Annotated in this window: 19 protein-coding genes and 1 pseudogene; 8 read left to right on the forward strand and 12 right to left on the reverse strand. The window is 61.1% G+C overall.

All coding sequences use genetic code 11. The features are described 5' to 3' along the window. Positions 1-192 precede the first annotated feature (192 nt). From SNL23_RS26010 to bioB, 10 genes are all read right to left on the reverse strand, one after another. The gene (locus tag SNL23_RS26010; RefSeq protein WP_076017871.1) at positions 193-1,971 is read right to left on the reverse strand and encodes an acyl-CoA dehydrogenase C-terminal domain-containing protein; all 1,779 of its coding nucleotides are present in this window, start codon (positions 1,969-1,971) and stop codon (positions 193-195) included. Between the two features lie 122 nt (positions 1,972-2,093). Then, positions 2,094-3,878, reverse strand: coding sequence for an acyl-CoA dehydrogenase C-terminal domain-containing protein (locus tag SNL23_RS26015; RefSeq protein WP_318304054.1), 1,785 nt, complete (start codon positions 3,876-3,878; stop codon positions 2,094-2,096). A gap of 90 nt (positions 3,879-3,968) precedes the next feature. Beyond that, the gene (locus SNL23_RS26020) at positions 3,969-5,258 is read right to left on the reverse strand and encodes a GGDEF domain-containing protein (RefSeq protein WP_167664163.1); all 1,290 of its coding nucleotides are present in this window, start codon (positions 5,256-5,258) and stop codon (positions 3,969-3,971) included. A 263-nt stretch (positions 5,259-5,521) separates the two neighbouring features. Then, on the reverse strand, positions 5,522-7,327 hold the full coding sequence (locus tag SNL23_RS26025) for a phenylacyl-CoA dehydrogenase (RefSeq protein WP_008434376.1): 1,806 nt from the start codon (positions 7,325-7,327) through the stop codon (positions 5,522-5,524). Positions 7,328-7,657: 330 nt separating this feature from the next. Further along, positions 7,658-7,939, reverse strand: a complete 282-nt coding sequence (locus tag SNL23_RS26030) for a hypothetical protein (RefSeq protein WP_010167428.1) — start codon at positions 7,937-7,939, stop codon at positions 7,658-7,660. A gap of 107 nt (positions 7,940-8,046) precedes the next feature. After that, positions 8,047-8,727 (reverse strand): dethiobiotin synthase, encoded by a 681-nt coding sequence (gene bioD / locus SNL23_RS26035; protein ID WP_076017867.1) that lies wholly within the window; start codon positions 8,725-8,727, stop codon positions 8,047-8,049. Beyond that, entirely contained in the window at positions 8,724-9,533 is an 810-nt protein-coding gene (bioC, locus tag SNL23_RS26040; RefSeq protein WP_076017866.1) for a malonyl-ACP O-methyltransferase BioC, read from the reverse strand. The genes bioD and bioC overlap by 4 nt, the downstream gene beginning before the upstream one ends. Then, the gene (locus tag SNL23_RS26045; protein WP_318304057.1) at positions 9,526-10,257 is read right to left on the reverse strand and encodes an alpha/beta fold hydrolase; all 732 of its coding nucleotides are present in this window, start codon (positions 10,255-10,257) and stop codon (positions 9,526-9,528) included. Before SNL23_RS26045 ends, bioC begins: the two co-directional genes overlap by 8 nt. After that, positions 10,250-11,428, reverse strand: coding sequence for an 8-amino-7-oxononanoate synthase (gene bioF, locus SNL23_RS26050; protein WP_318304060.1), 1,179 nt, complete (start codon positions 11,426-11,428; stop codon positions 10,250-10,252). The genes SNL23_RS26045 and bioF overlap by 8 nt, the downstream gene beginning before the upstream one ends. 154 nt (positions 11,429-11,582) lie before the next feature. Further along, positions 11,583-12,638, reverse strand: a complete 1,056-nt coding sequence (gene bioB, locus SNL23_RS26055) for a biotin synthase BioB (RefSeq protein WP_003211072.1) — start codon at positions 12,636-12,638, stop codon at positions 11,583-11,585. 90 nt (positions 12,639-12,728) lie between these two features. Between bioB and SNL23_RS26060 the strand changes: the two are divergent. From SNL23_RS26060 to rarD, 5 genes and pseudogenes are all read left to right on the forward strand, one after another. Continuing rightward, positions 12,729-13,467: pseudogene (locus SNL23_RS26060) on the forward strand (ComF family protein). A 57-nt stretch (positions 13,468-13,524) separates the two neighbouring features. Next, a complete protein-coding gene (locus tag SNL23_RS26065) occupies positions 13,525-14,289 on the forward strand; it encodes a TOBE domain-containing protein (protein WP_167664157.1) in 765 nt (254 codons plus the stop codon). 71 nt (positions 14,290-14,360) lie between these two features. Then, entirely contained in the window at positions 14,361-16,259 is a 1,899-nt protein-coding gene (locus tag SNL23_RS26070) for a PhoX family protein (RefSeq protein WP_318304061.1), read from the forward strand. Positions 16,260-16,437: 178 nt separating this feature from the next. Then, complete coding sequence (locus tag SNL23_RS26075) at positions 16,438-17,412, forward strand: serine/threonine protein kinase (RefSeq protein ID WP_017476395.1); 975 nt, start codon at positions 16,438-16,440, stop codon at positions 17,410-17,412. 107 nt (positions 17,413-17,519) lie between these two features. Beyond that, positions 17,520-18,404, forward strand: a complete 885-nt coding sequence (gene rarD, locus SNL23_RS26080; protein ID WP_076017859.1) for an EamA family transporter RarD — start codon at positions 17,520-17,522, stop codon at positions 18,402-18,404. A 222-nt stretch (positions 18,405-18,626) separates the two neighbouring features. On the opposite strand, the gene SNL23_RS26085 is transcribed toward rarD, so the two are convergent. Next, positions 18,627-19,145 (reverse strand): glycine cleavage system protein R, encoded by a 519-nt coding sequence (locus SNL23_RS26085; RefSeq protein ID WP_076017858.1) that lies wholly within the window; start codon positions 19,143-19,145, stop codon positions 18,627-18,629. A gap of 484 nt (positions 19,146-19,629) precedes the next feature. Here SNL23_RS26085 and SNL23_RS26095 point away from each other — a divergent pair, with 484 nt between their 5' ends. Beyond that, positions 19,630-21,807: a malate synthase G gene (locus SNL23_RS26095; RefSeq protein WP_318304064.1), complete on the forward strand. Its 2,178-nt coding sequence runs from the start codon at positions 19,630-19,632 to the stop codon at positions 21,805-21,807. 62 nt (positions 21,808-21,869) lie between these two features. On the opposite strand, the gene SNL23_RS26100 is transcribed toward SNL23_RS26095, so the two are convergent. After that, a complete protein-coding gene (locus SNL23_RS26100; protein WP_076017856.1) occupies positions 21,870-22,316 on the reverse strand; it encodes a response regulator in 447 nt (148 codons plus the stop codon). Positions 22,317-22,562: 246 nt separating this feature from the next. Between SNL23_RS26100 and SNL23_RS26105 the strand changes: the two genes are divergently transcribed. Further along, the gene (locus SNL23_RS26105; protein WP_318304065.1) at positions 22,563-24,485 is read left to right on the forward strand and encodes a putative nucleotidyltransferase substrate binding domain-containing protein; all 1,923 of its coding nucleotides are present in this window, start codon (positions 22,563-22,565) and stop codon (positions 24,483-24,485) included. Further along, positions 24,482-25,189, forward strand: a complete 708-nt coding sequence (locus SNL23_RS26110; RefSeq protein ID WP_318304066.1) for a 3'-5' exonuclease — start codon at positions 24,482-24,484, stop codon at positions 25,187-25,189. The genes SNL23_RS26105 and SNL23_RS26110 overlap by 4 nt, the downstream gene beginning before the upstream one ends. The last annotated feature ends 114 nt before the right edge of the window (positions 25,190-25,303 follow it).

A 25,303-nucleotide genomic window follows, 5' to 3' on the forward strand; every position in this document is an offset into this window, starting at 1 on the left:
GGGGCTTTGCAGACTGTTTCCCTGACATCCATTTCACTCCGCCTTCCTGGCAGAATCCTACGTGTCCGTGTTGTTGCTTTGCGCTTCCTGCGCGACGTCCATGTGAAGTAGATTATCCGTGGATCCAATGTGGCGATAGAGGACGAATAGCAGCACGTCATGTAAGAGAATGCTTACACGCCCTCCAAACCCTTAGAACAGTGCTTCATCCAGCAAAAACAGCGATTCGCTACCGGCTTTTACCGAAGCACTGAGGGACGCGATCCTCGGCAGCAAGCGGGCAAAGTAGAAACGCGCGGTGCCCAGTTTGCTGGCGTAGAAATCTTCCTGAGCCTCTTTGCCCAAGGCCGCCTTGGCCATCAGGGCCCACATGTAGGCATAGGCCATGTAGCCGAACGCGTGCAGGTATTCCACCGACGCCGCACCGATTTCATTCGGGTTGGACTTGGCGCGATCCAGCAGCCAGGCGGTCAGATCGTCCAGATCATCCACCGCCGCGTTCAGCGGCTTGGTGAACTCGGCCAGTTCAGCGCCTGCAGTGGCGGTGAAATGGCGGATCTCGTCGGCGAACAACTTATAGAACGCCCCGCCGCTGCCAACGATCTTGCGTCCCACCAGGTCCAGGGCCTGAATGCCGTTGGTGCCTTCGTAGATCTGGGTGATGCGCACATCACGCACCAGTTGCTCCTGGCCCCATTCGCGAATGTAGCCGTGGCCGCCGAAAATCTGCTGGCCGTGCACGGTGGTTTCCAGGCCCAGGTCCGTCAGGAACGCCTTGGCAACCGGGGTCAGCAAGGCAACCAGGTCGTCCGCACGTTTGCGGGTGGTGGCGTCTTCGCTGAACTTCGCGGTGTCGAGTTGCATCGCCACGTAGGTGGAGAATGCGCGGCCACCTTCGTTCGAGGCTTTCATGGTCAGCAGCATGCGCCGCACGTCCGGGTGGACGATGATCGGGTCGGCAGCCTTATCCTTGGCTTTTGGACCGGTTGGCGAACGGCTTTGCAGGCGGTCGCGGGCGTATTCGATAGCGTTCTGATAAGAGCGCTCGCCGGAAGCCAGGCCTTGGATGCCGACACCCAGGCGCTCGTAATTCATCATGGTGAACATCGCCGCCAGGCCACGGTTCGGCTCGCCCACCAGGTAGCCCACGGCTTCGTCGAAGTTCATTACACACGTCGCAGAAGCCTGGATGCCCATCTTGTGTTCGATGGAGCCACAGGTCACCGGGTTGCGCGCGCCCAGGCTGCCGTCGGCATTGACCATGAACTTGGGCACCAGGAACAGCGAGATGCCCTTGGGACCGGCGGGTGCGTCCGGCAGCTTGGCCAGCACCAGGTGGATGATGTTGTCGGTGAGGTCGTGCTCGCCACCGGTGATGAAGATCTTGGTGCCGCTGACCTTGTAGGAACCGTCTGCCTGAGGCTCGGCCTTGGTCCGAATAATCCCCAGGTCGGTGCCCGCATGAGGCTCGGTCAGGCACATGGAGCCGGCCCACACGCCCGAATACATATTCGGCAGGTAGGTGGCCTTGAGTTCTTCGCTGGCGTGGGTGTTGATCGACACGCAGGCGCCGGACGTCAGCATCGGGTACAGGCCAAAGGCCAGGCCCGAGGAGTTGATCATCTCTTCAACCTGGGCCGATACCGCCTTGGGCATGCCCATGCCGCCGTAGGTCGGGTCACCACCGACGCCTACCCAACCGCCTTCGGCGTATGTCTTGTAGGCGTCCTTGAAGCCGGCCGGGGTGAAGACCGCGCCATTCTCCCAGCGGCAGCCTTCTTCGTCGCCGCCACGGCTGAGCGGGGCGACGGTCTTGGAGGTGACTTTGCCGGCTTCTTCGAGGATTGCCTCAACGGTCTCGGCGTCGACGGTCTCCGCCAGCGCAGGCAGTTGGGCCCAGAGTTTGGCGACCTCGAAAACTTCGTTGAGGACGAAGCGCATATCGCGCAGCGGCGCTTTGTAGTCAGCCATGGCAAACCTCGTGAGAACTAAAACGTTATTCGGGTGGGGTCAGTTTTACAGACCCCGAGTGTAACCGAACAACTTTTGTGACACATAGGGTCTGATCATGACCAACAAGTATTTTACGGTCACTAAAGCGCGAACAGCTCCGCGGGCAGACTCATCAGGCATTCGCTGCCCGCCTCCACTGCCGCCCGGTGGGCTGCCGTGCGCGGTAGCAGGCGCTTGAAGTAGAACTCGCATGTCGCCAGCTTGCCTCGAGCGTAATCGGCATCACCGCTGCCGCTGTCCAACTGCTCCTGTGCCACCAACGCCATGCGCAGCCACAGATAGGCGAGGATGATGTAGCCGCTGTACATGAGGTAATCCAGGGCCGCCGCGCCGACTTCATCCGGATTCTTCATGGCGGCCATGCCGACCTTGACCGTCAGTTCGCCCCATTGCTGATTCAACTCATTGAGCTGCGCCACATGGCCCTTGAGTTGCGGATGCTCGGCGTTTGCCGCGCAGAACTTGTGGACGATCTTGGTAAAGCCCCGCAGCAGCTTGCCCTGGCTGCCGAGCACCTTGCGTCCGAGCAAATCCAGTGCCTGGATGCCATTGGTGCCTTCATAGATCGGCGCAATCCGGCAGTCCCGCACCAACTGCTCCATGCCCCACTCACGAATGTAGCCATGGCCGCCGAACACTTGCATGCCATGGTTGGTCACCTCCAGCCCGGTTTCGGTCATGAAGGCTTTGCAGATCGGCGTAAGGAAAGCCAACAGGTCTTCAGCCTCCTGACGCTGACCTTCGTCGCCGCTCAAGTGCGCGGTATCGAGTAACTGCGCGCAGAAGTAGGTCAGCGCCCGGTTGCCTTCGTTGAAAGCTTTCATGGTCAGCAACATGCGCCGCACATCCGGGTGGACGATGATCGGGTCGGCGGCTTTTTCCGGAGCCTTGGCACCGGTCAGCGAACGCATCTGCAAGCGGTCGTTGGCGTACTTGATCGCGCCCTGGAAGCTCGCTTCACCCAGGCAAAGGCCCTGCATGCCGGTGCCCAACCGCGCATGGTTCATCATGGTGAACATGCAGTTCAGGCCCTTGTTCGCCTCACCGATCAGGAAGCCCCGGGCGCCATCGAAGTTCAGCACACAGGTGGCCGAAGCCTTGATGCCCATCTTGTGTTCGATCGAGCCGCACGCCATCGCATTGCGTTCACCCGAGTTGGCGTGGAATTTAGGCACGATAAACAGCGAAATACCCTTGGTCCCGGCCGGCGCGTCCGGCAGCTTGGCCAGCACCAGGTGGATGATGTTTTCACTCATGTCGTGCTCGCCGGCCGAGATGAAAATCTTGCTGCCGGTGATCGCGTAGCTGCCGTCTGCCTGAGGCACGGCGCGGGTCTTGATCAGCCCCAGATCGGTGCCGCAATGGGCTTCGGTCAGGCACATAGTGCCCGTCCACTGGCCGGCGGTGAGTTTGCTCAGGTAGGTGTTTTTCTGTTCTTCAGTGCCATGGGCACGGATCGCCGACATCGCACCGTGGGTCAGGCCAGGGTACATGCCCCAGGACGTGTTGCTGGAGGAGATCATCTCCGCGAGCACCAGGCCCAGGGACATTGGCAAGCCCTGCCCACCGTAGGCCGGGTCTGCAGCCAAACCGTGCCAGCCGCCTTCCACGTACTGGGCGAAGGCTTCCTTGAAGCCCTTTGGCGTGGTCACCACGCCGTTGTCGAAATGGCAGCCCTCTTCGTCGCCGGAACGGTTCAACGGCGAGAGAACGTTTTCGCAGAACTTCGCGCCTTCTTCGAGGATCGCGCCGACCATGTCCGGGCTCGCGTCAGTTGCCCCCAGCGCCGCGTAGTGGCCGTGGAAGTCAAAAACGTGATCGATCAGAAAGCGCATGTCGCGCAGGGGAGCTTTATAGTCAGGCATGGCAATGTCTCCGGCAGCAGATGCCTCCAACCTACTGCCGCACGGCCCACCGGACAATCACAGTAGGGCCGCTGAATACACCACCATCACTCAACCGGCAGCGCTGTCCATGCGCACCGCGCCGCGGCGGGTCTGCCCCGAAGCGACCACGCAGTTACGCCCCGCGCCCTTGGCGTTGTACAGCGCCTGATCGGCGGATTTGAGCACTTCTTCAGGGCTGCGCTGCTCGGCCTGGCGCTCGGCGACGCCGATGCTGACGGTCACCGACACGCTTGACGCACCACTGCCTGCACGACGTTGTCGGCCCTGTTGATCATCGTTGGGACGATCGGGGTTACGCAGCTTGATGTCGTAGTTGGCGATGATTTCGCGGATTTCTTCGAGGTGCGGCAGGCATTCATCCAGGGTCTTGCCGGCGAACACCACGGCAAACTCTTCACCGCCATACCGATAAGCCCGGCCGCCGCCGTTGACCTTGGACAGCTTGCTGGCCACCAGGCGCAGTACCTGGTCGCCAACATCGTGGCCATGGGTGTCGTTGAAGCGCTTGAAATGATCAACGTCGCCCATGGCCAGCACATAGTTGCGCCCCAGGCGCTGCATGCGTTCGTTGAGTGCGCGGCGGCCCGGCAGGCCGGTCAGTTCGTCACGGAAGGCCATTTGATAAGCCTCGTGGGCCACGCCGGCGGCAATCATCAGCATCACCTGGCTGCACATGATGTTCAGGGTGAACGGCAGGATGAAAGTCTGCGGCAACATCCAGAACAAACCCAGCAAACCCACCAGTTGCGCGGCGTGCAACGGTCTTGGCTGGTACCAGTACTGCGCGGCCAAGGTCACAAAGCCAATCAGGAACATCGGGTACGACAACTGGATCAGGCTCATCCAGCGGCCATGCAAGGCGGGCCAGCGAATCTCGGCCAACCAGCTCAACAGCGCCTGGGGGAAACTTTGCTCAAGGGCCAGCGCCACGCTGCCGATCGCAAGCAGCACCGCGCACCGTGCGACGAAGTCGCGAAACAGGTGGGTTTTTTCCTGCCAGACCGCATAGATGCCGAACAGCAGCGGCAACAACAGGCAACACAGATGGAAGACCACGGCCGCGTCCTCTCGAACACGGCCGTGGTCGCGGTAGTAATCGGTCTGGGTGTCCAGCAGGAAATAGACCACGTACACCGTGAGCATCAGGAACAGTTCGCGCTGGCGACGGTAAACCGCGCAGTACGAACCGCCTAGCAGCAGTACGAGGGTCGGCAGCACATTGAACAGTGAGGTGAAGAACACATTGAGGTCCTTCACGTACGCAGCCGAGAGCCCCGCCAGCAGCAACAGCAGTGAAGGTAAAAAATGACTGAAACGTAAAGCAGACACGCGTGGCAAGGGTAAAGCTCCGACCCACTAAAAAGATGGCACAGTGCCTTCACTGATCACAGTTAAGCACATTCGATGTGATGCGTATCACATTGCCATCACTTTAACGGCCGAGCGGCGCAATCCCTGAGTGCTGCGCTGTGGTTTTTTATTGAGTGGCATGGAGCGGGACGCAGAGCATCCCAGGCTGCAATCCCGAGCGGAGCATGGGGACGATAAAAAAGCCGCCGCTCCCGAAGGAGCGGCGGCTTTTGAAATGAACCCGTCGAGGCTTAGTAGCCCAGGTCGAAGTTCTCTTCTTTCATGTCCATCAGGTTGTTGGCGCCCGACAGCATGGTTGCAACGTGGGTGCGGGTACGCGGCAGGATGCGCTGGAAGTAGAAGCGCGCAGTCTGCAGCTTGGCGGTGTAGAAGCCTTCTTCGGTGGTGCCGGCAGCCAGTTTCTCAGCGGCCAGGCGGGCCATGTCAGCCCAGAAGTAAGCCAGGCAGGCGTAGCCGGAGTACATCAGGTAATCCACCGAAGCGGCGCCGACTTCTTCACGGTCTTTCATGGCCGCCATGCCGACCTTCATGGTCAACTCGCCCCACTCTTTGTTCAGTGCCGCCAGCGGTGCAACGAATTCTTGTACCGCTTCGTTGCCTTCGTTGGCCTGGCAGAACTTGTGGACGATCTTGGTGAAGCCCTTCAGCGCTTCGCCTTGGGTCATCAGCACTTTACGGCCCAGCAGGTCGAGGGCCTGGATACCGGTGGTGCCTTCGTACAGCATCGAAATGCGGCTGTCGCGAACGTTCTGCTCCATGCCCCACTCGGCGATGAAGCCGTGGCCGCCGTAGATTTGCACGCCGTGGTTGGCAGCTTCAAAACCGACTTCGGTCATGAACGCCTTGGCGATCGGGGTCATGAAGGCCAGCAGTGCGTCAGCCTGTTTCTTGGCTTCGTCGTCGGTGCCGTACTTGACCACGTCAACCTGCTTGGCGGTGAAGTACACCATCGCGCGGTTGCCTTCGGCGAAGGCTTTCATGGTCAGCAGCATGCGGCGCACGTCAGGGTGCACGATGATCGGGTCGGCTGCCTTGTCTGGCGCTTTCGGGCCAGTCAGGGAGCGCATTTGCAGGCGGTCACGAGCGTATTTCAGGCCGCCCTGGAAGCCGATTTCAGCGTGGGACAGGCCTTGCAGCGCGGTACCCAAACGAGCGGTGTTCATAAAGGTGAACATGCAGTTCAGGCCTTTGTTCGCCGGGCCGATCAGGAAACCAGTGGCCGCGTCGAAGTTCATCACGCAGGTGGCGTTACCGTGGATGCCCATCTTGTGTTCCAGGGAGCCACAGGACACCGCGTTGCGCTCGCCAATCGAACCGTCGGCGTTCGGTACGAACTTGGGAACGATGAACAGCGAAATGCCTTTGGTGCCAGCCGGTGCGTCCGGCAGGCGGGCCAGCACGATGTGGACGATGTTGTCGGCCATGTCGTGTTCACCGGCCGAGATGAAGATCTTGGTGCCGGAAACCTTGTAGGAACCATCGGCCTGAGGCTCGGCCTTGGTGCGCAGCATGCCGAGGTCGGTGCCGCAGTGCGGCTCGGTCAGGCACATGGTGCCAGTCCACTCACCCGACACCAACTTGGTCAGGTAAGCCTCTTGCTGCTCGGGGGTGCCGTGCTCGGAAATGGTGTTCATCGCGCCATGGGACAGGCCCGGGTACATGCCCCACGACCAGTTGGCTTCGCCGACCATTTCGCTGACTGCCAGGCCCAGGGACTCCGGCAGGCCTTGGCCACCGTGCGCCACGTCGTGGGCCAGGCTTGGCCAGCCGCCTTCGACGAATTGTTTGTAGGCTTCTTTGAAACCGGTAGGGGTCTTAACGCCTGACTCGCTCCAGGTGCAACCTTCGATGTCACCCACGCGGTTCAGCGGTGCCAGTACCTGCTCACAGAACTTGGCGCCTTCTTCGAGAATGGCGTCAACCATGTCCGGGGTAGCGTCCTGGCAAGCCGGCAGGCTCTGATAATGCGCTTCATAGCCGAGCAGTTCGTCACGAACGAAGCGAATATCACGCAAGGGGGCCTTGTAGTCAGGCATAGCGATAAACCTCTGCTGATGTATCTGGGATGAACAACCGCGTGGATTGTTGTAGCGGTCAAACAGTTGTTTGAAACATACGTTTACGACCTATCCTTGTCAAGCGTCGTGCAAATGCCGTTTGTCATGACGCAGGTCAACGTCAGGCACGGCAAGGCCTGCAGCGAAATGCCGCATGGAGTTCCAAGGGTTTAGAAGGAATCGAGGGTGACGGGGATCAGGGTGGGAGCTGGCTTGCCTGCGATGCAGGCGCCACGGTGCTTCAGGAGGATTGGGGCGACATTATCGCAGGCAAGCCAGCTCCCACAGAGAACCTGGAGAGCGCAATATTCAAGCGTAGGTATCGATCAACGTGCCGAGCATTTCGTCGGAAGCCTTGGCCACTTTGGCGCCCAGTTCTACTTGGAACTTGCCTTGGGCCATCTCGACCATATTGCTTGCCGAGTTGCTTGCCTGATTGGCGTCTACCGAACGCAAACGATCATTTTGCGCGTCCGAAGGCTGGGTAGTAGCGGCGCTGGCGATCTTGCCGGCGGCCTGGTCGACACGGTTCTGCCCGGTCTGAATCGCGCTCAGCCCCGAGTAAAACGCACTGCTGCCAGAGATTTCCATGGCGTGAACCTGCCTGAAAGAGAATCGTGAAATCTTATTGAAGCAGACATACCGGCAAAAGGCCCGTTAAAAACACTAATGGCATAATGCCTTATTGATAGGCAAAACTAGTCAAGCAGGTCCAGTTGCAAGTACCCGGCGACCGCCTCGGCGCTGGGATGCTTGAGCTTGGGCACCCTTCCCAGGCATGGCGCGGGAAGTCGTTCAGCCAGGGTCGCGAGGTTTTCTTCCAGACGAGAGGTCTTCGGATCGATGATATTCGCTACCCAGCCCGCCAGCGGCAAACCGTCCCGGGCGATGGCTTCGGCGGTCAGCAACGCATGGCTGATACAGCCCAGTCGCACCCCCACCACCAGGATCACCGGCAGCTTCAGCGCTTGGGCCAGGTCCGACAGATTGTCCTGATCCGCCAAGGGCACACGCCAACCGCCCGCGCCCTCAATCAGGGTGAAGTCGGCCTGCTTGGCGAGGATATGCTGCATGGGCTTCAACAACGACTGAACCGTCAGTGCCACACCGGCTTCGCGGGCCGCCAGATGCGGCGCGATGGCCGGCTCGAACGCCACCGGATTGACCTCGGCATAGGTCAAAGGCAGCGAGCATTCAGCCAGCAACGCCAAGGCATCCGAATTGCGCAGCCCCTTGGGCGTCAGTTGGCAGCCCGAGGCCACCGGCTTGCCCGCCGCAGTGCTTTTGCCGGCTTGCCGCGCGGCATGCAGCAGGCCGGCGGCGATGGTGGTCTTGCCGACGTCGGTGTCGGTCCCCGTGATGAAGTAAGCGGCATTCATAGAGGTTTCTCCAGGACGGCGTACACCACTTGATAAGTCGCCGGCAGGCCCTGGGCCTGGCGGAACTGCTCGTAGGCTTGCACCAGTGCAACAATCCGCGCCCGGCCCGTCAAGCCTCCGGGGCGCCCCGGGTTCAGATTGTGCGCACCCAACGCTTTCAGTTCGTGGGTCAGGCTGCGCACGTCAGGGTAGTGCAGCACATGGGGACACTGCTCCAGGCTACGCACCCGCAAGCCACTGGCCGCGCACAGTTGCTCATAGGCACTGAACGGCCGGAAGCGGTTCACGTGAACCATGCCATCCGCCGCGCGCCAGCTTTCGCGCAACTCATCCAGCGTACCCACGCACAGGCTGGCAAACGCCAGCACGCCGCCGGGCTGCAACACGCGACGCGCTTCGCTGAGTACTGCGGCAAAATCCGAACACCACTGCACGGCAAGGCTCGAATAGATCAGCCCGCAACTGGAATCCTGCAACGGCAAACGCTCGGCATCCCCAGCGATAAAATGTTGCGCGCCGCCCAAGGGCCGGGCGTGGTTGAGCATGCCCTCGGCGATATCCAGGGCCAAACCCTGGCTATCCGGAAATGACTGGCCCAGCACGCGACTGAAATAACCCGTACCGCAGCCCAGATCCAGCCAGCGTTGCGGCGAAATACCATCGGGCAAACGTCGCAGCAGCTCGCTGCCCACCGCACGCTGCAACTCGGCAACACTGTCGTAACTCGCGGCTGCGCGGGAAAAGGAGGCCGCTACCTGGCGCTTGTCTGGCAAGCCGCCGGGCAACACATGGGACAAATCAGTCATCACCGCACTCGTGCAAAAAAGCCTGGATGGCCCCCGCTACGCCGTGGGGGTCCTCCAGTAGAAAAGCGTGACCGGCCTGTTCAATCAGGCCGATTTCAACATCGGGCAACAACGTCAGCAGATCACTGGCCGCCTCGGCGGGCACCAGGCCGTCCATGCCGGCAAACAGGTGCAACTGCGGGCCGCGAAAGGCCAGCAACGCCTCACGTGTATCCATCTGAGCGAGTAACTCAAGGCCGGTCATCAAGACCGGAGAAGGCGTATTCGGCGCCCCGCTGACCAACAAGCGCGCCAACCCGCGAGGATCTTCCGCGCCCTTGGCGCACAACAAACCAAAGCGCTTGAGCGTGACTTGAGAATCGGCATTGCAACCCGCGAGAAACGCATCGAAGGTTTCGCCGGGCATTGCGCTCGGCCAGCCGCCATGGGCGACAAAACACGGGTTACTGGCCAGAGTCACCAGGCCGCAGCAACGATCACCGCGGCGCGCTGCAAGCTCCGAAGCCAGCATCCCGCCGAGGGACCAGCCGCCCAGCCAAGCATTGTCCGGCAGGCTGGCGTCCAGTTCGTCGAGCCATTCGTCGAGGTCACTGGAAGCCAGCACCGGCAACGGTTCGATCTGCACCTGCAAGTGTTCATCCAGCCCCTGCAACACCGCCGCCAACGGTTCCAGCGGCGAAATGCCGAGCCCCCAGCCAGGCAGCAATATCAGTCGATCACGCATGGTCGGGCTCCTGGCCTAACAAGCGGAAACACTCTTCCAATGCGTTTAACAATAGCTGCACCTGGGCTTCACTGTGGGCCGCCGTCAGGGTTACCCGCAGACGGGCGCTACCGGCAGGCACGGTCGGTGGCCGGATCGCGGTCACCATCAGCCCGCGCTCACGCAGCATCTGCGACAAACGCATCGCACGGGCACTGTCGCCAATCATGATCGGCTGGATCGGCGTGAAACTGTCCATCAGCTCCAGGCCAATCTGCTCGGCGCCCTGGCGGAATTGGCGGATCAGCCCATTGAGATGCTCACGGCGCCAATGCTCGGTGCGCAGCAGTTCCAGGCTTTTCAGCGTGGCGCAGGCCAGTGCCGGCGGTTGGCTGGTGGTGTAGATATACGGGCGGGCGAACTGGATCAGGCTTTCGATCAGCTCTTCGCTGCCCGCCACAAACGCGCCGGCAGTACCGAAGGCCTTGCCGAGGGTGCCGACCAGCACCGGCACATCTTCCTGGCTCAAGCCAAAATGCTCGACGATCCCACCACCGTTGGCGCCCAAAGGCCCGAAGCCATGGGCGTCATCCACCATCAGCCATGCGCCCTTGGCTCGGGCTTCACGGGCCAGTGCCGGCAGGTCAGCCAGGTCGCCGTCCATGCTGAACACGCCATCGGTGACCACCAGCGTATTGCCGGTGGCTTTCTCCAGGCGCTTGGCCAGGCTGACGGCGTCGTTGTGCAGATAACGGTTGAAGCGCGCGCCGGAGAGCAAACCGGCATCCAGCAACGAGGCGTGGTTAAGACGGTCTTCCAGCACCGTATCGCCCTGCCCCACCAGCGCCGTGACGGCTCCGAGGTTGGCCAAGTAACCGGTGGTGAACAACAGCGCTCGCGGGCGACCGGTCAGGTCGGCGAGGGCCTCTTCCAGTTCATGGTGCGGCGTGCTGTGGCCAATCACCAGATGCGAAGCGCCGCCACCGACACCCCAACGCGCTGCGCCCACGCGCCAGGCTTCAATCACTTGCGGGTGATTGGCCAGGCCCAGGTAATCGTTGTTGCAGAACGCCAGCAACGGCTGGCCGTCGACCACCACTTCAGGGCCTTGCGGGCTCTGCAGCAGTGGACGTTGGCGATACAGGTGTTCGGCACGACGAGCCGCAAGACGCGCGGTGAGATCGAAAGACATGCAGACCTCGGTAGATCAGGTTGAACGCGGTCAAAAATGTGGGAGCGGGCTTGCTCGCGAAAGCAGTGGATCAGTCAGCTTATGTATTGGCTGACACACCGCCTTCGCGAGCAAGCCCGCTCCCACATTTGGATGGCATTCCAAAGTGGACTTATCAAACAGCCGCGTTATAGAACTGCTCGCTGCTCTTCTGCTCCACCAGCGCCTGCTCGATCGCCGCCTGGTGCACTTCATCGGCGTGCTCTTCGCGGGCCTCCGGCAAGATGCCCAGGCGCGAGAACAGTTGCATGTCCTTGTCCGCCTGCGGGTTGGCAGTGGTCAGCAGTTTGTCGCCGTAGAAAATCGAGTTGGCACCGGCAAAAAACGCCAGGGCCTGCATCTGCTCGTTCATCGCCTCGCGCCCGGCCGACAGCCGCACATGGGACTGCGGCATCAGGATACGCGCCACTGCCAGCATGCGGATGAAGTCGAACGGGTCAATATCGTCGGCGTTTTCCAGCGGCGTACCGGCGACTTTCACCAGCATGTTGATCGGCACCGATTCCGGATGCTCCGGCAGGTTGGCCAGCTGGATCAGCAGGTTGGCGCGGTCGTCCAGCGACTCGCCCATGCCGAGGATGCCGCCCGAGCAGATTTTCATCCCTGAATCACGCACGTAGGCCAGGGTTTGCAGGCGTTCGCCGTAGGTGCGGGTGGTGATGATCGAGCCGTAGAACTCCGGCGACGTGTCGAGGTTGTGGTTGTAGTAATCGAGGCCGGCCTGGGCCAGGGCTTCGGTCTGGTCCTGGTCGAGGCGGCCGAGGGTCATGCAGGTTTCCAGGCCCATGGCTTTCACGCCTTTGACCATTTCCAGCACGTAGGGCATGTCTTTGGCCGACGGATGCTTCCAGGCGGCGCCCATGCAGAAGCGGGTCGAACCGATGGCCTTGGCGCGGGCGGCCTCTTCGAGGACCTTCTGCACTTCCATCAGCTTCTCTTTTTCCAGGCCCGTGTTGTAGTGGCCCGACTGCGGACAATATTTGCAATCTTCCGGGCAGGCGCCGGTCTTGATCGACAGCAGCGTGGAAACCTGGACGCGGTTGGCGTCGAAATGCGCGCGGTGCACGGTCTGCGCCTGGAACAACAGGTCGTTGAAGGGCTGCACGAACAGCGCTTTGACTTCGGCTAAAGACCAATCGTGACGCAGGTTGGCAGTGATGCTGGCGCTCATGGGCGATTCCTTGATTATGCTTTGGCAAGCCCTGCGGGAAGTAATACCCACAGGCACGACACGGATGCTCGGCATATTTAAGGAAGATTCATGCACTGTCAACTTGAGAACAAACATGAGGTTTACATCTGGTTAAAAAAACAACCAAATCTGTTTGATCTGCGATGAAAGCAGTGAAACAGCCCATTCCATCTGCAACGCCTGCGAAACCGAACTGCCTTGGTTGATGGATCATTGCGAAGTGTGCGCGCTGCCGTTGCCCATGGCGGGCCTGGTGTGCGGCCAATGCCTGAAGCGACCACCGGCGTTTAAACAGGTGGTTGCACCCTGGACCTACAGCTTTCCCGTCGACAGCCTGATAAGCCGCTTCAAGCATCAGGCTCGATGGCCGCTGGGCCATTTGCTCGCGCACCTGCTGGGGCAGTTTCTGCAACACCGTTATGACGATGCCGAACTGACGCGCCCCGACTGCCTGCTGCCCGTGCCCTTGGCTCGCAAACGCCTGCGGGAACGAGGTTACAACCAGTCGGCCATGCTTGCGCGCTGGCTGAGCAAGGACCTGAATATCCCCTACGACGAGCACCTGCTGCTGCGGCCTCATGAAACGGTGGCGCAACAGGACCTGGACGCCAAGACCCGCAAGCGCAACCTGCTCCAGGCCTTTGCCTTGGCGGACGGTGCGCAAATCAAAGGCCGGCACCTGGCGCTGATCGATGACGTACTGACTACCGGCGCCACCGCCAACAGCCTGGCCCGGTTGTTGATGGACGCCGGCGCCCGACAGGTGGATGTGTATTGCCTCGCGCGCACGCCCAAGCCCGGCACATGACTTGACTCTAAGGCGCCCTGCCCGCAACGTCTGCCCATTCCATCGAAGCGTGTCCCCATGTCCCTGCCAACCCTCTTGAGCCAACACATCGTCCGTCGCCCCCAGCGCATTGCGCTGCTGCAACACATTGCCGAACAAGGCTCCATCACTCGCGCAGCGAAGAGTGCCGGCCTGAGTTACAAGGCTGCCTGGGACGCCATCGACGAGCTGAACAACCTGGCGCAAAAGCCCTTGGTGGAACGCAGTGTCGGCGGCAAGGGCGGTGGCGGCGCCAAGCTGACGGCAGAGGGCGAACGGGTGTTGCGCCTCTACCAGCGCCTGCAAGTGCTGCAAGCCCAGGTGCTGGATTCCGCCGAAGACGCCAGCGACTTCAACCTGCTGGGCCGCCTGATGCTGCGCACCAGCGCGCGCAACCAGTTGCATGGCAAGGTCATTGCCATCGACAGCCATGGCCGCAACGACCTGATTCGCCTGGAACTGGCCGGCGGGCTGAGCCTGGCTGCGCAGATCACCCACGACAGCACCTTGCATCTGGAGCTGGAGACCGGCACCGAAGTGGTGGCTCTGATCAAGGCCGGCTGGCTTGAAGTGCTGGCCGCCTCGCAGTCAGAAACACCTGGACACAATTGCCTGGAAGGAAAAATCGAGGCGATTCTCGACGCCGAAGACGGCCCCAGCGAGGTTCGTATCACCCTGCCCAATGGCCAGGTTTTATGTGCTCTGGCCCGGCCCGACGCGCTTGCGCAGATTAATGCCGCCAAAGGCATGCAGGTGAAGGTGCAGTTCTCCCCCAGCAACGTGCTGCTGGGCACCCCGGTGTAACGCTTCAAACTGCAACAATTTCGTCACGACCGCTCCCTAAGGTGTCTGCAAAAACCCGCAGGGAGCCTGAAATGAGCCTATTAGAAGAAAACCAAGCCACCGACCTGGAACAGATGGTCGGCCTCACCCGTCGGCGTTTTATCGGCGCCGGCGCCCTGTGCGGTGCCGCGATGTTTCTCGGCGGCAACCTGCTGACCCGCAGCGCCCTGGCGGTCAACGCCGCAGCAAACAGCCCACTACTGGGTTTCACCAGCATCGCCGCAGCCACCAGCGACACCATCACCCTGCCGCCCGGCTACAGCGCCTCGGTACTGATCAGCTGGGGCCAGCCGCTGCACAAGAATGCGCCGGCCTTCGACCCCAGCGGTAACGGCACCGCCAAGGCCCAGGAACAACAGTTCGGCGACAACAACGACGGCATGAGCCTGTTCGCCTTCCCCGGTGACGACAACCGCGCGCTGATGGCGATCAACAACGAATACACCAACTACCGCTACCTCTACGCCCACGGCGGCGCGCCGCAATCGGCTGAAGACGTGCGCAAGGCGCTGGCCAGCGAAGGCGTGTCGGTGATCGAAGTGCGGCGCAAAGGCGACACCTGGCAGTTCGTCCAGGACTCGCGCTACAACCGCCGCATCCACGGCAACTCGCCGATCCGCTTCGGTGGCCCGGCGGCGGGCCATGCCTGGCTGAAAACCAGCGCCGATAAAACCGGCAAGAAAGTCCTGGGCACCTTCCAGAACTGCGCCAACGGCAAGACCCCGTGGGGCACCTACCTGACCTGCGAAGAAAACTTCACCGACTGCTTCGGCAGCAGCAACCCGCAACAAACCTTCGACGCCGGGCAGAAACGCTACGGTGTGGTGGCCGCGAGCAAAGACATCAACTGGCACCCCCACGACCCGCGCTTCGACATGGCCAAGAACCCCAACGAACTCAATCGCCATGGCTGGGTGGTGGAAATCGACCCGTTCGACCCGCAATCCACACCGGTCAAACGCACCGCTCTGGGTCGCTTCAAGCACGAAAACGCCGCCCTGGCGGAAACCCGCGACGGCCGCGCCGTGGTGTACATGGGCGACGACGAACGCGGCGAGTTCATCTACAAGTTCATCAGCCGCGACAAGATCAATCACAAGAACCCCAAGGCCAACAAGGACCTGCTGGACCACGGCACCTTGTACGTGGCGATCTTCGACGCGGGCGACGGCAATGCCGACCATCCCAAGGGCCAGGGCCAATGGGTCGAACTGACCTACGGCAAGAATGGCATCGATGCCAACAGCGGTTTTGCCAGCCAGGCCGAAGTGCTGATCCACGCACGCCTCGCCGCCAGCGTGGTGAAAGCCACCCGCATGGACCGCCCGGAATGGATCGTGGTCAGCCCCACCGACGGCCAGGTGTATTGCACCCTGACCAACAACGCCAAGCGCGGCGAAGAAGGCCAGCCGGTCGGCGGCCCGAACCCGCGGGAGAAAAACGTCTACGGGCAGATTCTGCGCTGGAAGGCCAACGCCAACGACCATGGCGCGCCGGACTTCAACTGGGATTTGTTTGTGGTGGCCGGTAACCCGGCGCTGCATGCCGGGACGCCAAAGGGCGGCTCGTCCAACATCAACCCGCAGAACATGTTCAACAGCCCGGATGGGCTGGGTTTCGACAAGGCCGGGCGGTTGTGGATCCTGACCGATGGCGACTACAGCAACGGTGGCGACTTTGCCGGGATGGGTAACAACCAGATGCTGTGTGCCGACCCGTCGACCGGTGAGATTCGCCGGTTCATGGTGGGGCCGGTGGCCTGTGAAGTGACCGGAATCAGCTTCTCGCCGGACCAGAAAACCCTGTTTGTGGGGATTCAGCATCCTGGGGAAACCGGTGGCTCGACCTGGCCGGAGCACCTGCCAAATGGCAAGCCACGGTCATCGGTGATGGCGATTCGTCGGGACGACGGGGGGATCGTCGGCGCCTGACAAGGCCTCTTCGCGAGCAAGCCCGCTCCCACATTAAACCGAGTCCTAGCCTTGGAATGCGGTCAAATGTGGGAGCGGGCTTGCTCGCGAAGGCGTCAGAACAGTCACCACCTATCCAACCCTGGGTGCGTTACCATACCCGGCCGGACGCGGCGCCCTGCTGCGCGCAGGAGTTCGCATGGCACACCCGTTTGAAACACTGACCCCTGACCTGGTGCTCGACGCTGTCGAAAGCATCGGTTTCCTCAGCGACGCCCGCATCCTCGCGCTCAACAGCTACGAAAACCGTGTCTACCAGGTCGGCATCGAAGACTCCGAGCCCTTGATCGCCAAGTTCTATCGCCCACAGCGCTGGACCAACGAAGCGATCCTCGAAGAACACAGCTTCACCTTCGAACTGGCCGAGTGCGACGTGCCGGTGGTGGCGCCGATGATTCACAACGGCGAAAGCCTGTTCGAACACGCCGGTTTCCGCTTCACCCTGTTCCCGCGCCGGGGTGGCCGCGCGCCGGAGCCGGGCAACCTCGACCAGTTGTACCGTCTTGGCCAACTGCTCGGGCGTCTGCACGCCGTCGGTTCAACCCGGCCCTTCGAGCACCGCGAAGCCCTGGGCGTGAAGAATTTCGGTCACGACTCCCTGAACACCCTGCTGGAAGGCAATTTCATTCCTCGCAGCCTGCTGCCGGCCTACGAGTCCGTGGCCCGCGACCTGCTCAAGCGTGTGGAAGAGGTCTACAAGGCCACGCCTCACAAGAACATCCGCATGCACGGCGATTGCCACCCCGGCAACATGATGTGCCGCGACGAGATGTTCCACATCGTCGACCTCGACGACTGCCGCATGGGGCCCGCCGTTCAGGACCTGTGGATGATGCTCGCCGGTGACCGTCAGGAATGCCTGGGGCAGCTGTCGGAATTGATGGACGGCTACCAGGAATTCCACGACTTCGACCCACGCGAACTGGCCCTGATCGAACCGCTGCGCGCCCTGCGCCTGATGCACTACAGCGCCTGGCTCGCACGGCGCTGGGACGACCCGGCGTTCCCCCATAGCTTCCCGTGGTTCGGCAGCGAACGTTACTGGGGCGACCAAGTGCTGGCGTTGCGTGAGCAGTTGTCGGCGCTCAACGAAGAACCGTTGAAGCTGTTCTGATCCCTACCGTCTGGGCCCTGACCTTGGGCCCTACACTTTCAACACACATCCCCTGACAAATATCCTTACAATCGCGGCTTTGTTAGCTGCCTAAGCAAGGATTCTGCATGCAAGCCGCCAACCCCCGTCGCGGGTACATATTGGGCCTGAGTGCCTACGTCATCTGGGGCCTGTTCCCGATCTACTTCAAAGCCATCGCCAGCGTTCCCGCCGCAGAAATCATCGTCAATCGCGTGCTGTGGTCGGCGCTGTTCGGCAGTTTGCTGCTGATGGTCTGGAAACACCCGGGCTGGTTTCGCGAACTGCGGGACAATCCCAAGCGCCTGGCGATCCTGGCCCTGAGCGGCACCTTGATCGCAGCCAACTGGCTGACCTATGTGTGGTCGGTGAACAGTGGCCGCATGCTCGAGGCCAGTCTCGGTTACTACATCAACCCGCTGGTGAACGTGCTGCTGGGCATGGTGATCCTGGGTGAGCGCCTGCGCCGCCTGCAATGGGTCGCCGTCGGGCTGGCTGCCGTGGGTGTGGCGCAACAGGTGTGGCAAGTCGGCAGCTTGCCGTGGGTGTCCCTGGTACTGGCAGCCACCTTTGGTTTCTACGGTTTGATCCGCAAGCAGGCGCCGGTCAAGGCACTGCCCGGGCTGGTAGTGGAAACCTGGATGTTGGTGCCGATTGCCATTGCATGGCTGCTGTTCAACCCGTCTGCCCACAGTGCACAGATGGAATTCTGGAGCACCTCCGAGGCGTGGTGGCTGGTGGCCGCTGGCCCGGTGACGCTGATCCCGCTGGTATGTTTCAACGCCGCCGCGCGGCATTTGCCCTACACCGCCCTGGGTTTCCTGCAATACGTGGCACCGACCTTGGTGCTGCTGGAAGCGGTGTTGCTGTTCAATGAACACCTGGCGCCGGCCACGTTGATCGCCTTCTGCTTTATCTGGGCCGGCCTGGTGGTTTACAGCCTCGACGCGTGGCTGACCATGCGGAAAAACTGATCAAATAACGTACAAACCCCTGCAAGCCACAGCCGGCGCGGCTTCCAGGCATTCACCCCAAGGTTATCCACAGCCTGATCCCCGGCGTTTGTGCACAAGCCCTTGAAACTGCTCGTTTTTTGCTCAATCCGCACAGAGCCACGGCCCGCCTGGGCTGGACGCGGGTCTCTACAGGTTATCCACAGGCCCATGCAAGATTTCCATGCATAACCTTGTGGGCAACTATTCCTCGCTGCGCAGTTCCAGCTCCACCATCAGGTCGTCTGCCAGGGTTTCCAATGCTGCCTGCAAGGTCTCCAACGGCAGTGTCAAAGGCACCGCCAACAGGGCTTCGGCGTGGAACAGCGGGTCACTGCTCATGGGTGCCGGGCGCACGTCGGTGATCAGGCGCTCCAGGTTGACGCCCTGCTTGCTGAGCAGCGCTGTGATGTCACGAACAATCCCCGGCCGGTCATTGCCCACCAGTGCCATCGCGATCGGTTGCGACTCACCGGCGGCGACCGAACTGCTTTCGCCCAGCAGCACGCGAATGCCGTGGGTGGACAAGTCTTCCAGCGCACCTATCAAATCCAGACGATTTTCCGCCGGCACGCTCACCCGCAAGATCCCGGCAAACTGCCCGGCCATATGCGCCATTCGGCTTTCCAGCCAGTTACCGCCGTGGGACGCGATGCATTGGGCGATGCGTTCGACCACGCCGGGTTTGTCCGGGGCGATGACAGTCAGTACGAGATGGTCCATGGTGTCGTCCTCTTCTTATGATTCTGTAGGAGCGAGCTTGCTCGCGAAGAACGTGAGAGCACCGTTGGGTGTCAGGCATCCCGCGTTATCGTTAACGATCTTCGCGAGCAAGCTCGCTCCTACAAGGTGGACGCAGGCGCCCGTGAAAACAAATCGTGTACCATTTTTATATTTATCTGGAACAATCCAATAGTTTTTTGAGAACATCCTGTACCCCACTGTGACTGAACGACCAAAGTGGGTCGCTAAACGACGTATTTAGTCTAATTTTCACAACCGCAACTCATCATGTAGTATGCCCAATCGCGCACTACATAACGTTAGGTCGATGTCTGCCAAGGCAACCACGCACCGCGACGCAGCCCGCCCAGCCGCCTTCAACGGCATGTACTGGTGCAGCGTGTTCACGGTTTACATGGCCAGAGGCTTCATTGGTAAATTGAAAAGCTGAAAAGCGCATAAGCTCCGCAGAGTGAGGCAAGCAATGACTGAACACGTTCAAGTCGGTGGCCTGCAGGTCGCCAAAGTCCTGTTCGACTTCGTGAACAACGAAGCCATTCCTGGTACCGGCATTACCGCCGACCAGTTCTGGGCCGGTGCCGACAAGGTCATCCATGACCTGGCGCCGAAGAACAAAGCCCTACTCGCCAAACGCGACGATTTTCAAGTGCGGATCGACACCTGGCACCAGGCACACGCCGGCCAGGCACACGACGCCGTGGCCTACAAAGCCTTCCTTCAAGATATCGGATACCTGCTGCCAGAAGCCGCGGATTTCCAGGCTTCGACCCAAAACGTCGATGAAGAAATTGCCCACATGGCCGGCCCGCAGCTGGTAGTGCCGGTGATGAACGCCCGTTTCGCCCTCAACGCCTCGAATGCGCGCTGGGGTTCGCTGTATGACGCGCTGTATGGCACCGATGCCATCAGCGAAGCCGACGGCGCCGAGAAGGGCAAAGGCTACAACAAGGTGCGTGGCGACAAAGTCATTGCCTTCGCCCGCGCCTTCCTCGACGAAGCCGCGCCACTGACTGCCGGCAGTCATGTGGATTCCACCGGCTACAAGATCGTCGACGGCAAACTCGTGGTCAGCCTCAAGGGCGGCAGCAATAGCGGCCTGCGCAGCGATGCGCAACTGATCGGCTACCAGGGCGACGCTGCCAAGCCGACTGCCATCCTGCTGAAACACAACGGCCTGCACTTCGAAATCCAGATCGACGCCAGCACCCCGGTCGGCCAGACCGACGCCGCCGGCGTGAAAGACGTGCTGATGGAAGCCGCCCTGACCACCATCATGGACTGCGAAGACTCCGTCGCTGCCGTCGATGCCGATGACAAGGTGGTGATCTACCGCAACTGGCTGGGCCTGATGAAGGGCGATCTGTCGGAAGAAGTCGCCAAGGGTGGCAAGACCTTTACCCGCACCATGAATGCCGACCGCGTTTACACCGGTGCTGACGGCAAAGAAGTGACCCTGCACGGTCGTTCGCTGCTGTTCGTGCGTAACGTTGGCCACTTGATGACCATCGACGCAATTCTCGACAAAGACGGCAACGAAGTGCCGGAAGGCATTCTCGACGGCCTGCTCACCAGCCTGTCGGCGATCCACAGCCTCAACGGTAACAACAGCCGCAAGAACAGCCGCACCGGCTCGGTCTACATCGTTAAACCGAAGATGCACGGCCCGGAAGAAGCTGCGTTCACCAACGAGCTGTTCGGCCGTATCGAAGACGTACTGAAGCTGCCACGCAACACCCTCAAAGTCGGGATCATGGACGAGGAGCGCCGCACCACGGTCAACCTCAAGGCCTGCATCAAGGCGGCCAGCGAGCGTGTGGTGTTTATCAACACCGGCTTCCTCGACCGTACCGGCGATGAAATCCACACCTCCATGGAAGCTGGCGCGATGGTGCGCAAGGCCGCCATGAAGACCGAGAAATGGATCGGCGCCTACGAAAACTGGAACGTCGATATCGGCTTGAGCACCGGCCTGCAAGGTCGCGCGCAAATCGGTAAAGGCATGTGGGCGATGCCCGACCTGATGGCCGCCATGCTTGAGCAGAAAATTGCTCACCCGCTGGCCGGCGCCAACACGGCGTGGGTTCCTTCGCCAACGGCGGCTGCGCTGCACGCGCTGCACTACCACAAGGTCGACGTATTCGCCCGCCAGGCCGAGCTGGCCAAGCGCGAACGTGCTTCGGTGGACGATATCCTGACCATTCCTCTGGCTCAGAATACCGATTGGTCCGACGAAGAAATCCGCAACGAACTGGACAACAACGCCCAGGGCATCCTCGGTTACGTGGTGCGCTGGATCGACCAGGGCGTGGGTTGTTCGAAAGTGCCGGACATCAACGACGTCGGCCTGATGGAAGACCGCGCCACCCTGCGTATCTCCAGCCAGCACATCGCCAACTGGTTGCGCCATGGCATCGTCAATGAAGCCCAGGTGATGGAAAGCCTCAAGCGCATGGCGCCGGTGGTGGACCGTCAGAACGCCGGTGACGCGCTGTATCGCCCGCTGGCTCCGGATTTCGACAGCAACATCGCGTTCCAGGCAGCGGTGGAGTTGGTGATTGAAGGGACCAAGCAACCCAACGGGTACACCGAGCCGGTATTGCACCGTCGGCGTCGGGAGTTCAAGGCCAAAAATGGCTTGTAACTAATCGCTGGAAACGAAAAAGCCCTGATCGAAAGATCAGGGCTTTTTTTGTGGCGGCGCTTTTACTGCGCCATCCCCAACTCCCGCTTCACCATCTTCGCCAGCTTCACGCTATCAATCGGCTTGAGCAAAAAGTCCACCACGCTCAAATGCATCGCATCGATCACATCCGGCGCTTCGGCGTCCCCCGACATGATGATGATCGGCAGTGCCGCCCGGGTGGATCCGCGCACCTGGCGAATCAATTGCAACCCGTTGCTCGGTGCCATGCGCAGGTCGGTGATCAGCAAGCCAATGGAGCTGGTGGAGCTCAACAAGTCCCATGCCGACTCGCCGCTATCGGCGGTCATGCAGCGAATGCCGTCCAACCCAAGAATTTCTGCCAGCAGTTCACGCGCGTCCTTGTCGTCATCCACGATCAAAACCCGTTGTGGCGGTAAATCAGGCTCCTGCATAACCGCGCTCAGGGCCTCGCGCTCGGCGTCACTCAAAATATCGTGGTCGGACATACGTTTCTCGGCAGTTCTGATCAATCTCCCAGCACAGAAGTCAGACATCACCGGAAGGGCGAACAATGTGCACTTCGTCGGAAAGTTTGCCTAGTGGGCGTTCTACGGGGTTTGGACGATATTCATGTAAGGTTTTTCCCTAGTCAGTGAGGGCGAATCGCTACCTAGACTTACGTCCAATGGGCACCCGCAGCGCAGGAGCCGACCATGAGGCACGATAACGACAAAAAAACTGCGGTCATAGGTATGAGTAAAGCTGATGCTTTCACACAAGCGGGGAAAACCGCTGTGTTGCAGAACATCCACGGCACCCTGCAATTCCTGCAACGCTTCCCACCGTTCAACCAGATGGAAAACACCCACCTGGGATTTCTGGTAGAGCAGTGCCAATTGCGCTTCTACGCCCCCGGCGAAAGTATCCTCAAGCCGTCGGGCGGGCCGGTGGAACACTTCTATATCGTCAAGCAAGGGCGCGTGGTCGGCGAGCGCCCCGACTCGGCCGAAACCACCTTTGAAATCACCACCGGTGAATGTTTTCCGCTGGCGGCGTTGCTCGGGGAACGGGCGACCCGCACCGAGCATAAAGCCGCCGAAGACACCTTCTGCCTGCAACTGAACAAGCCGGCCTTTATCAAGCTGTTCGCCCTTTCCAGCGCCTTCCGCGACTTCGCTTTGCGCGGAGTGAGCAGCCTGCTGGACCAGGTCAACCAGCAAGTCCAGCAAAAGGCCGTGGAAACCCTCGGCACGCAATACTCGCTGAACACCCGCCTGGGCGAATTGGCCATGCGTCACCCGGTGACCTGCAGCCCGCTGACGCCGCTGCGTGAAGCGGTCACGCAAATGCACGAGCAACAAGTCGGCAGCATCGTGATCGTGGATGAGCACAAGGCGCCCCTGGGGATTTTCACCCTGCGGGACCTGCGCCAGGTGGTGGCCGACGGCACCAGTGATTTCAACCAGAGCATCAAGCGCCATATGACCCAGGCGCCGTTCTTCCTCACCCCGGACCACAGCGCCTTCGACGCCGCGATCGCGATGACCGAACGGCATATTGCCCACGTGTGCCTGGTCAAGGATCAGCGTCTGTGCGGCGTAGTCTCCGAACGTGATCTGTTTTCCCTGCAACGGGTAGATCTGGTGCACCTCGCGCGCACCATTCGCAATGCGCCCAGGGTCGAAAACCTGGTGGCGATCCGTGGCGAAATCGGCCAGTTGGTGGAGCGCATGCTCGCCCACGGTGCTTCGTCCACGCAGATCACCCACATCATCACCTTGCTCAACGACCACACGGTGTGCCGCGTCATCGAGCTGACCCTGGCCGAAAAAGGCGACCCCGGCGTGCCGTTCAGCTGGTTGTGTTTCGGCAGCGAGGGTCGCCGCGAACAAACGCTGTATACCGACCAGGACAACGGCATTCTGTTCGAAGCCAAGGACGCCGCCGAAGCCGCCGAGATTCGTGGCCGCCTGCTGCCTCTGGCACAGCAGATCAACCAAAGCCTGGCGCTGTGCGGCTTTACCCTGTGCAAGGGCAACATAATGGCCGGCAACCCTGAGCTGTGCCTGTCCCGGGCGGAATGGGCGCGGCGTTTTGCCGGGTTTATTCGCGAGGCAACGCCAGAGAACCTGCTGGGTTCGAGTATCTATTTTGATTTGCGGGTGGTCTGGGGCGATGAGCAAGGGTGCGAGCAATTGCGCCAGGGCATTCTCGACCAGGTGGCAGACAACCGTTTGTTCCAGCGCATGCTGGCGGACAACGCGTTACGCCAGCGCCCGCCAGTGGGGCGTTTCCGGGATTTCGTGCTGACGCGCAAAGGCGCAGACAAGGCGACACTCGACCTCAAGGTGCAAGGCCTCACGCCCTTTGTCGACGGCGCCCGGCTGCTGGCATTGGCCAATGGCATCAGCGCCATCAACACCCTGGAGCGCTTGCGCCAACTGGTGGCCAAGGAAGTCATCGAACGCCTGGACGGCGCGGCGTATGAAGAGGCCTACCACTTCATCCAACAAACCCGCATGCAGCAGCACCAACTGCAAACCCGCGAGAACCTGCCCTATTCCAACCGCGTCGACCCCGACAGCCTCAACCATCTGGACCGGCGCATCCTGCGCGAATCCCTGCGCCAGGCCCAACGCCTGCAAAGCAGCCTGACCTTGCGGTATCAGCTGTGAGCTTGTTTGGCTGGCTGCGAAAAACCAAACCTGGCCTGGACGCAGCGCAACAGCGGCGGGTTGAGCAATTGCCCAAACCTCGAGAGCTGGGGGACGGTTCGCTGCGGGACCAGCGTTGGGTGGTGGTGGACCTGGAAACCAGCGGCCTGAACCTCAATCGTGACCAAGTGCTTTCCATCGGCGCGGTGGTGATCGAGGACGGCGCGGTGGACTTTTCCCAGCTGTTCGAACGCACCCTGCAACGGGCCGAGACCAAGCTCAGCCCCAGTGTGCTGATCCACGGCCTGGGGCCCAGCGCCATCGCGGCGGGCAGTGACCCGGCAGAAGCGCTGATGGACTTCATGGAGTTTGTCGGTGACAGCCCGCTGCTGGCGTTTCATGCGCCCTTCGATCAACACATGCTGTGCCGGGCACTCAAGGACAGCCTGGGCTATCGCTTGAACCACCCTTTCCTGGACGTGGCCGACATCGCCCCGCTGCTGTGCCCTGATGCCAACATTCGCGAGGCGGGGCTGGATGACTGGATCGCGCATTTCAAGCTGCAAGTGGGCGAGCGCCATCACGCCAGTGCGGATGCATTGGCGACGGCGGAGTTGATGTTGATTTTGTTCAGCCGCGCACGGCAGCAGCAGATCGACAGCCCGCACGCGTTACAACAGCGCCTGGGCCAATGGAAACGCCGCAAGCAAGCGCCCTCATTCTAATTGTGGCGAGGGAGCTTGCTCCCGCTGGGGTGCGAAGCGCCCCCAAAATCAGCCAACCCATTTCCAACTGAATAAATGCACTGCCTGGATTACGACTGCTGCGCAGCCGAGCGG

It is taken from the genome of Pseudomonas sp. SED1, assembly GCF_034044025.1.
GTDB lineage: Bacteria > Pseudomonadota > Gammaproteobacteria > Pseudomonadales > Pseudomonadaceae > Aquipseudomonas.

What these genes read in the sequence shown, in the direction of transcription:
- SNL23_RS26010 (WP_076017871.1), bottom strand. Translation starts at nt 1,971, where the DNA reads ATGGCTGACTACAAAGCGCCGCTGCGCGATATGCGCTTCGTCCTCAAC.
- SNL23_RS26015 (WP_318304054.1), bottom strand. Translation starts at nt 3,878, where the DNA reads ATGCCTGACTATAAAGCTCCCCTGCGCGACATGCGCTTTCTGATCGAT.
- SNL23_RS26025 (WP_008434376.1), bottom strand. Translation starts at nt 7,327, where the DNA reads ATGCCTGACTACAAGGCCCCCTTGCGTGATATTCGCTTCGTTCGTGAC.
- SNL23_RS26030 (WP_010167428.1), bottom strand. Translation starts at nt 7,939, where the DNA reads ATGGAAATCTCTGGCAGCAGTGCGTTTTACTCGGGGCTGAGCGCGATT.
- bioD (WP_076017867.1), bottom strand. Translation starts at nt 8,727, where the DNA reads ATGAATGCCGCTTACTTCATCACGGGGACCGACACCGACGTCGGCAAG.
- bioC (WP_076017866.1), bottom strand. Translation starts at nt 9,533, where the DNA reads ATGACTGATTTGTCCCATGTGTTGCCCGGCGGCTTGCCAGACAAGCGC.
- SNL23_RS26045 (WP_318304057.1), bottom strand. Translation starts at nt 10,257, where the DNA reads ATGCGTGATCGACTGATATTGCTGCCTGGCTGGGGGCTCGGCATTTCG.
- bioF (WP_318304060.1), bottom strand. Translation starts at nt 11,428, where the DNA reads ATGTCTTTCGATCTCACCGCGCGTCTTGCGGCTCGTCGTGCCGAACAC.
- bioB (WP_003211072.1), bottom strand. Translation starts at nt 12,638, where the DNA reads ATGAGCGCCAGCATCACTGCCAACCTGCGTCACGATTGGTCTTTAGCC.
- SNL23_RS26065 (WP_167664157.1), top strand. Translation starts at nt 13,525, where the DNA reads ATGTCCCTGCCAACCCTCTTGAGCCAACACATCGTCCGTCGCCCCCAG.
- SNL23_RS26070 (WP_318304061.1), top strand. Translation starts at nt 14,361, where the DNA reads ATGAGCCTATTAGAAGAAAACCAAGCCACCGACCTGGAACAGATGGTC.
- SNL23_RS26075 (WP_017476395.1), top strand. Translation starts at nt 16,438, where the DNA reads ATGGCACACCCGTTTGAAACACTGACCCCTGACCTGGTGCTCGACGCT.
- rarD (WP_076017859.1), top strand. Translation starts at nt 17,520, where the DNA reads ATGCAAGCCGCCAACCCCCGTCGCGGGTACATATTGGGCCTGAGTGCC.
- SNL23_RS26085 (WP_076017858.1), bottom strand. Translation starts at nt 19,145, where the DNA reads ATGGACCATCTCGTACTGACTGTCATCGCCCCGGACAAACCCGGCGTG.
- SNL23_RS26095 (WP_318304064.1), top strand. Translation starts at nt 19,630, where the DNA reads ATGACTGAACACGTTCAAGTCGGTGGCCTGCAGGTCGCCAAAGTCCTG.
- SNL23_RS26100 (WP_076017856.1), bottom strand. Translation starts at nt 22,316, where the DNA reads ATGTCCGACCACGATATTTTGAGTGACGCCGAGCGCGAGGCCCTGAGC.
- SNL23_RS26105 (WP_318304065.1), top strand. Translation starts at nt 22,563, where the DNA reads ATGAGTAAAGCTGATGCTTTCACACAAGCGGGGAAAACCGCTGTGTTG.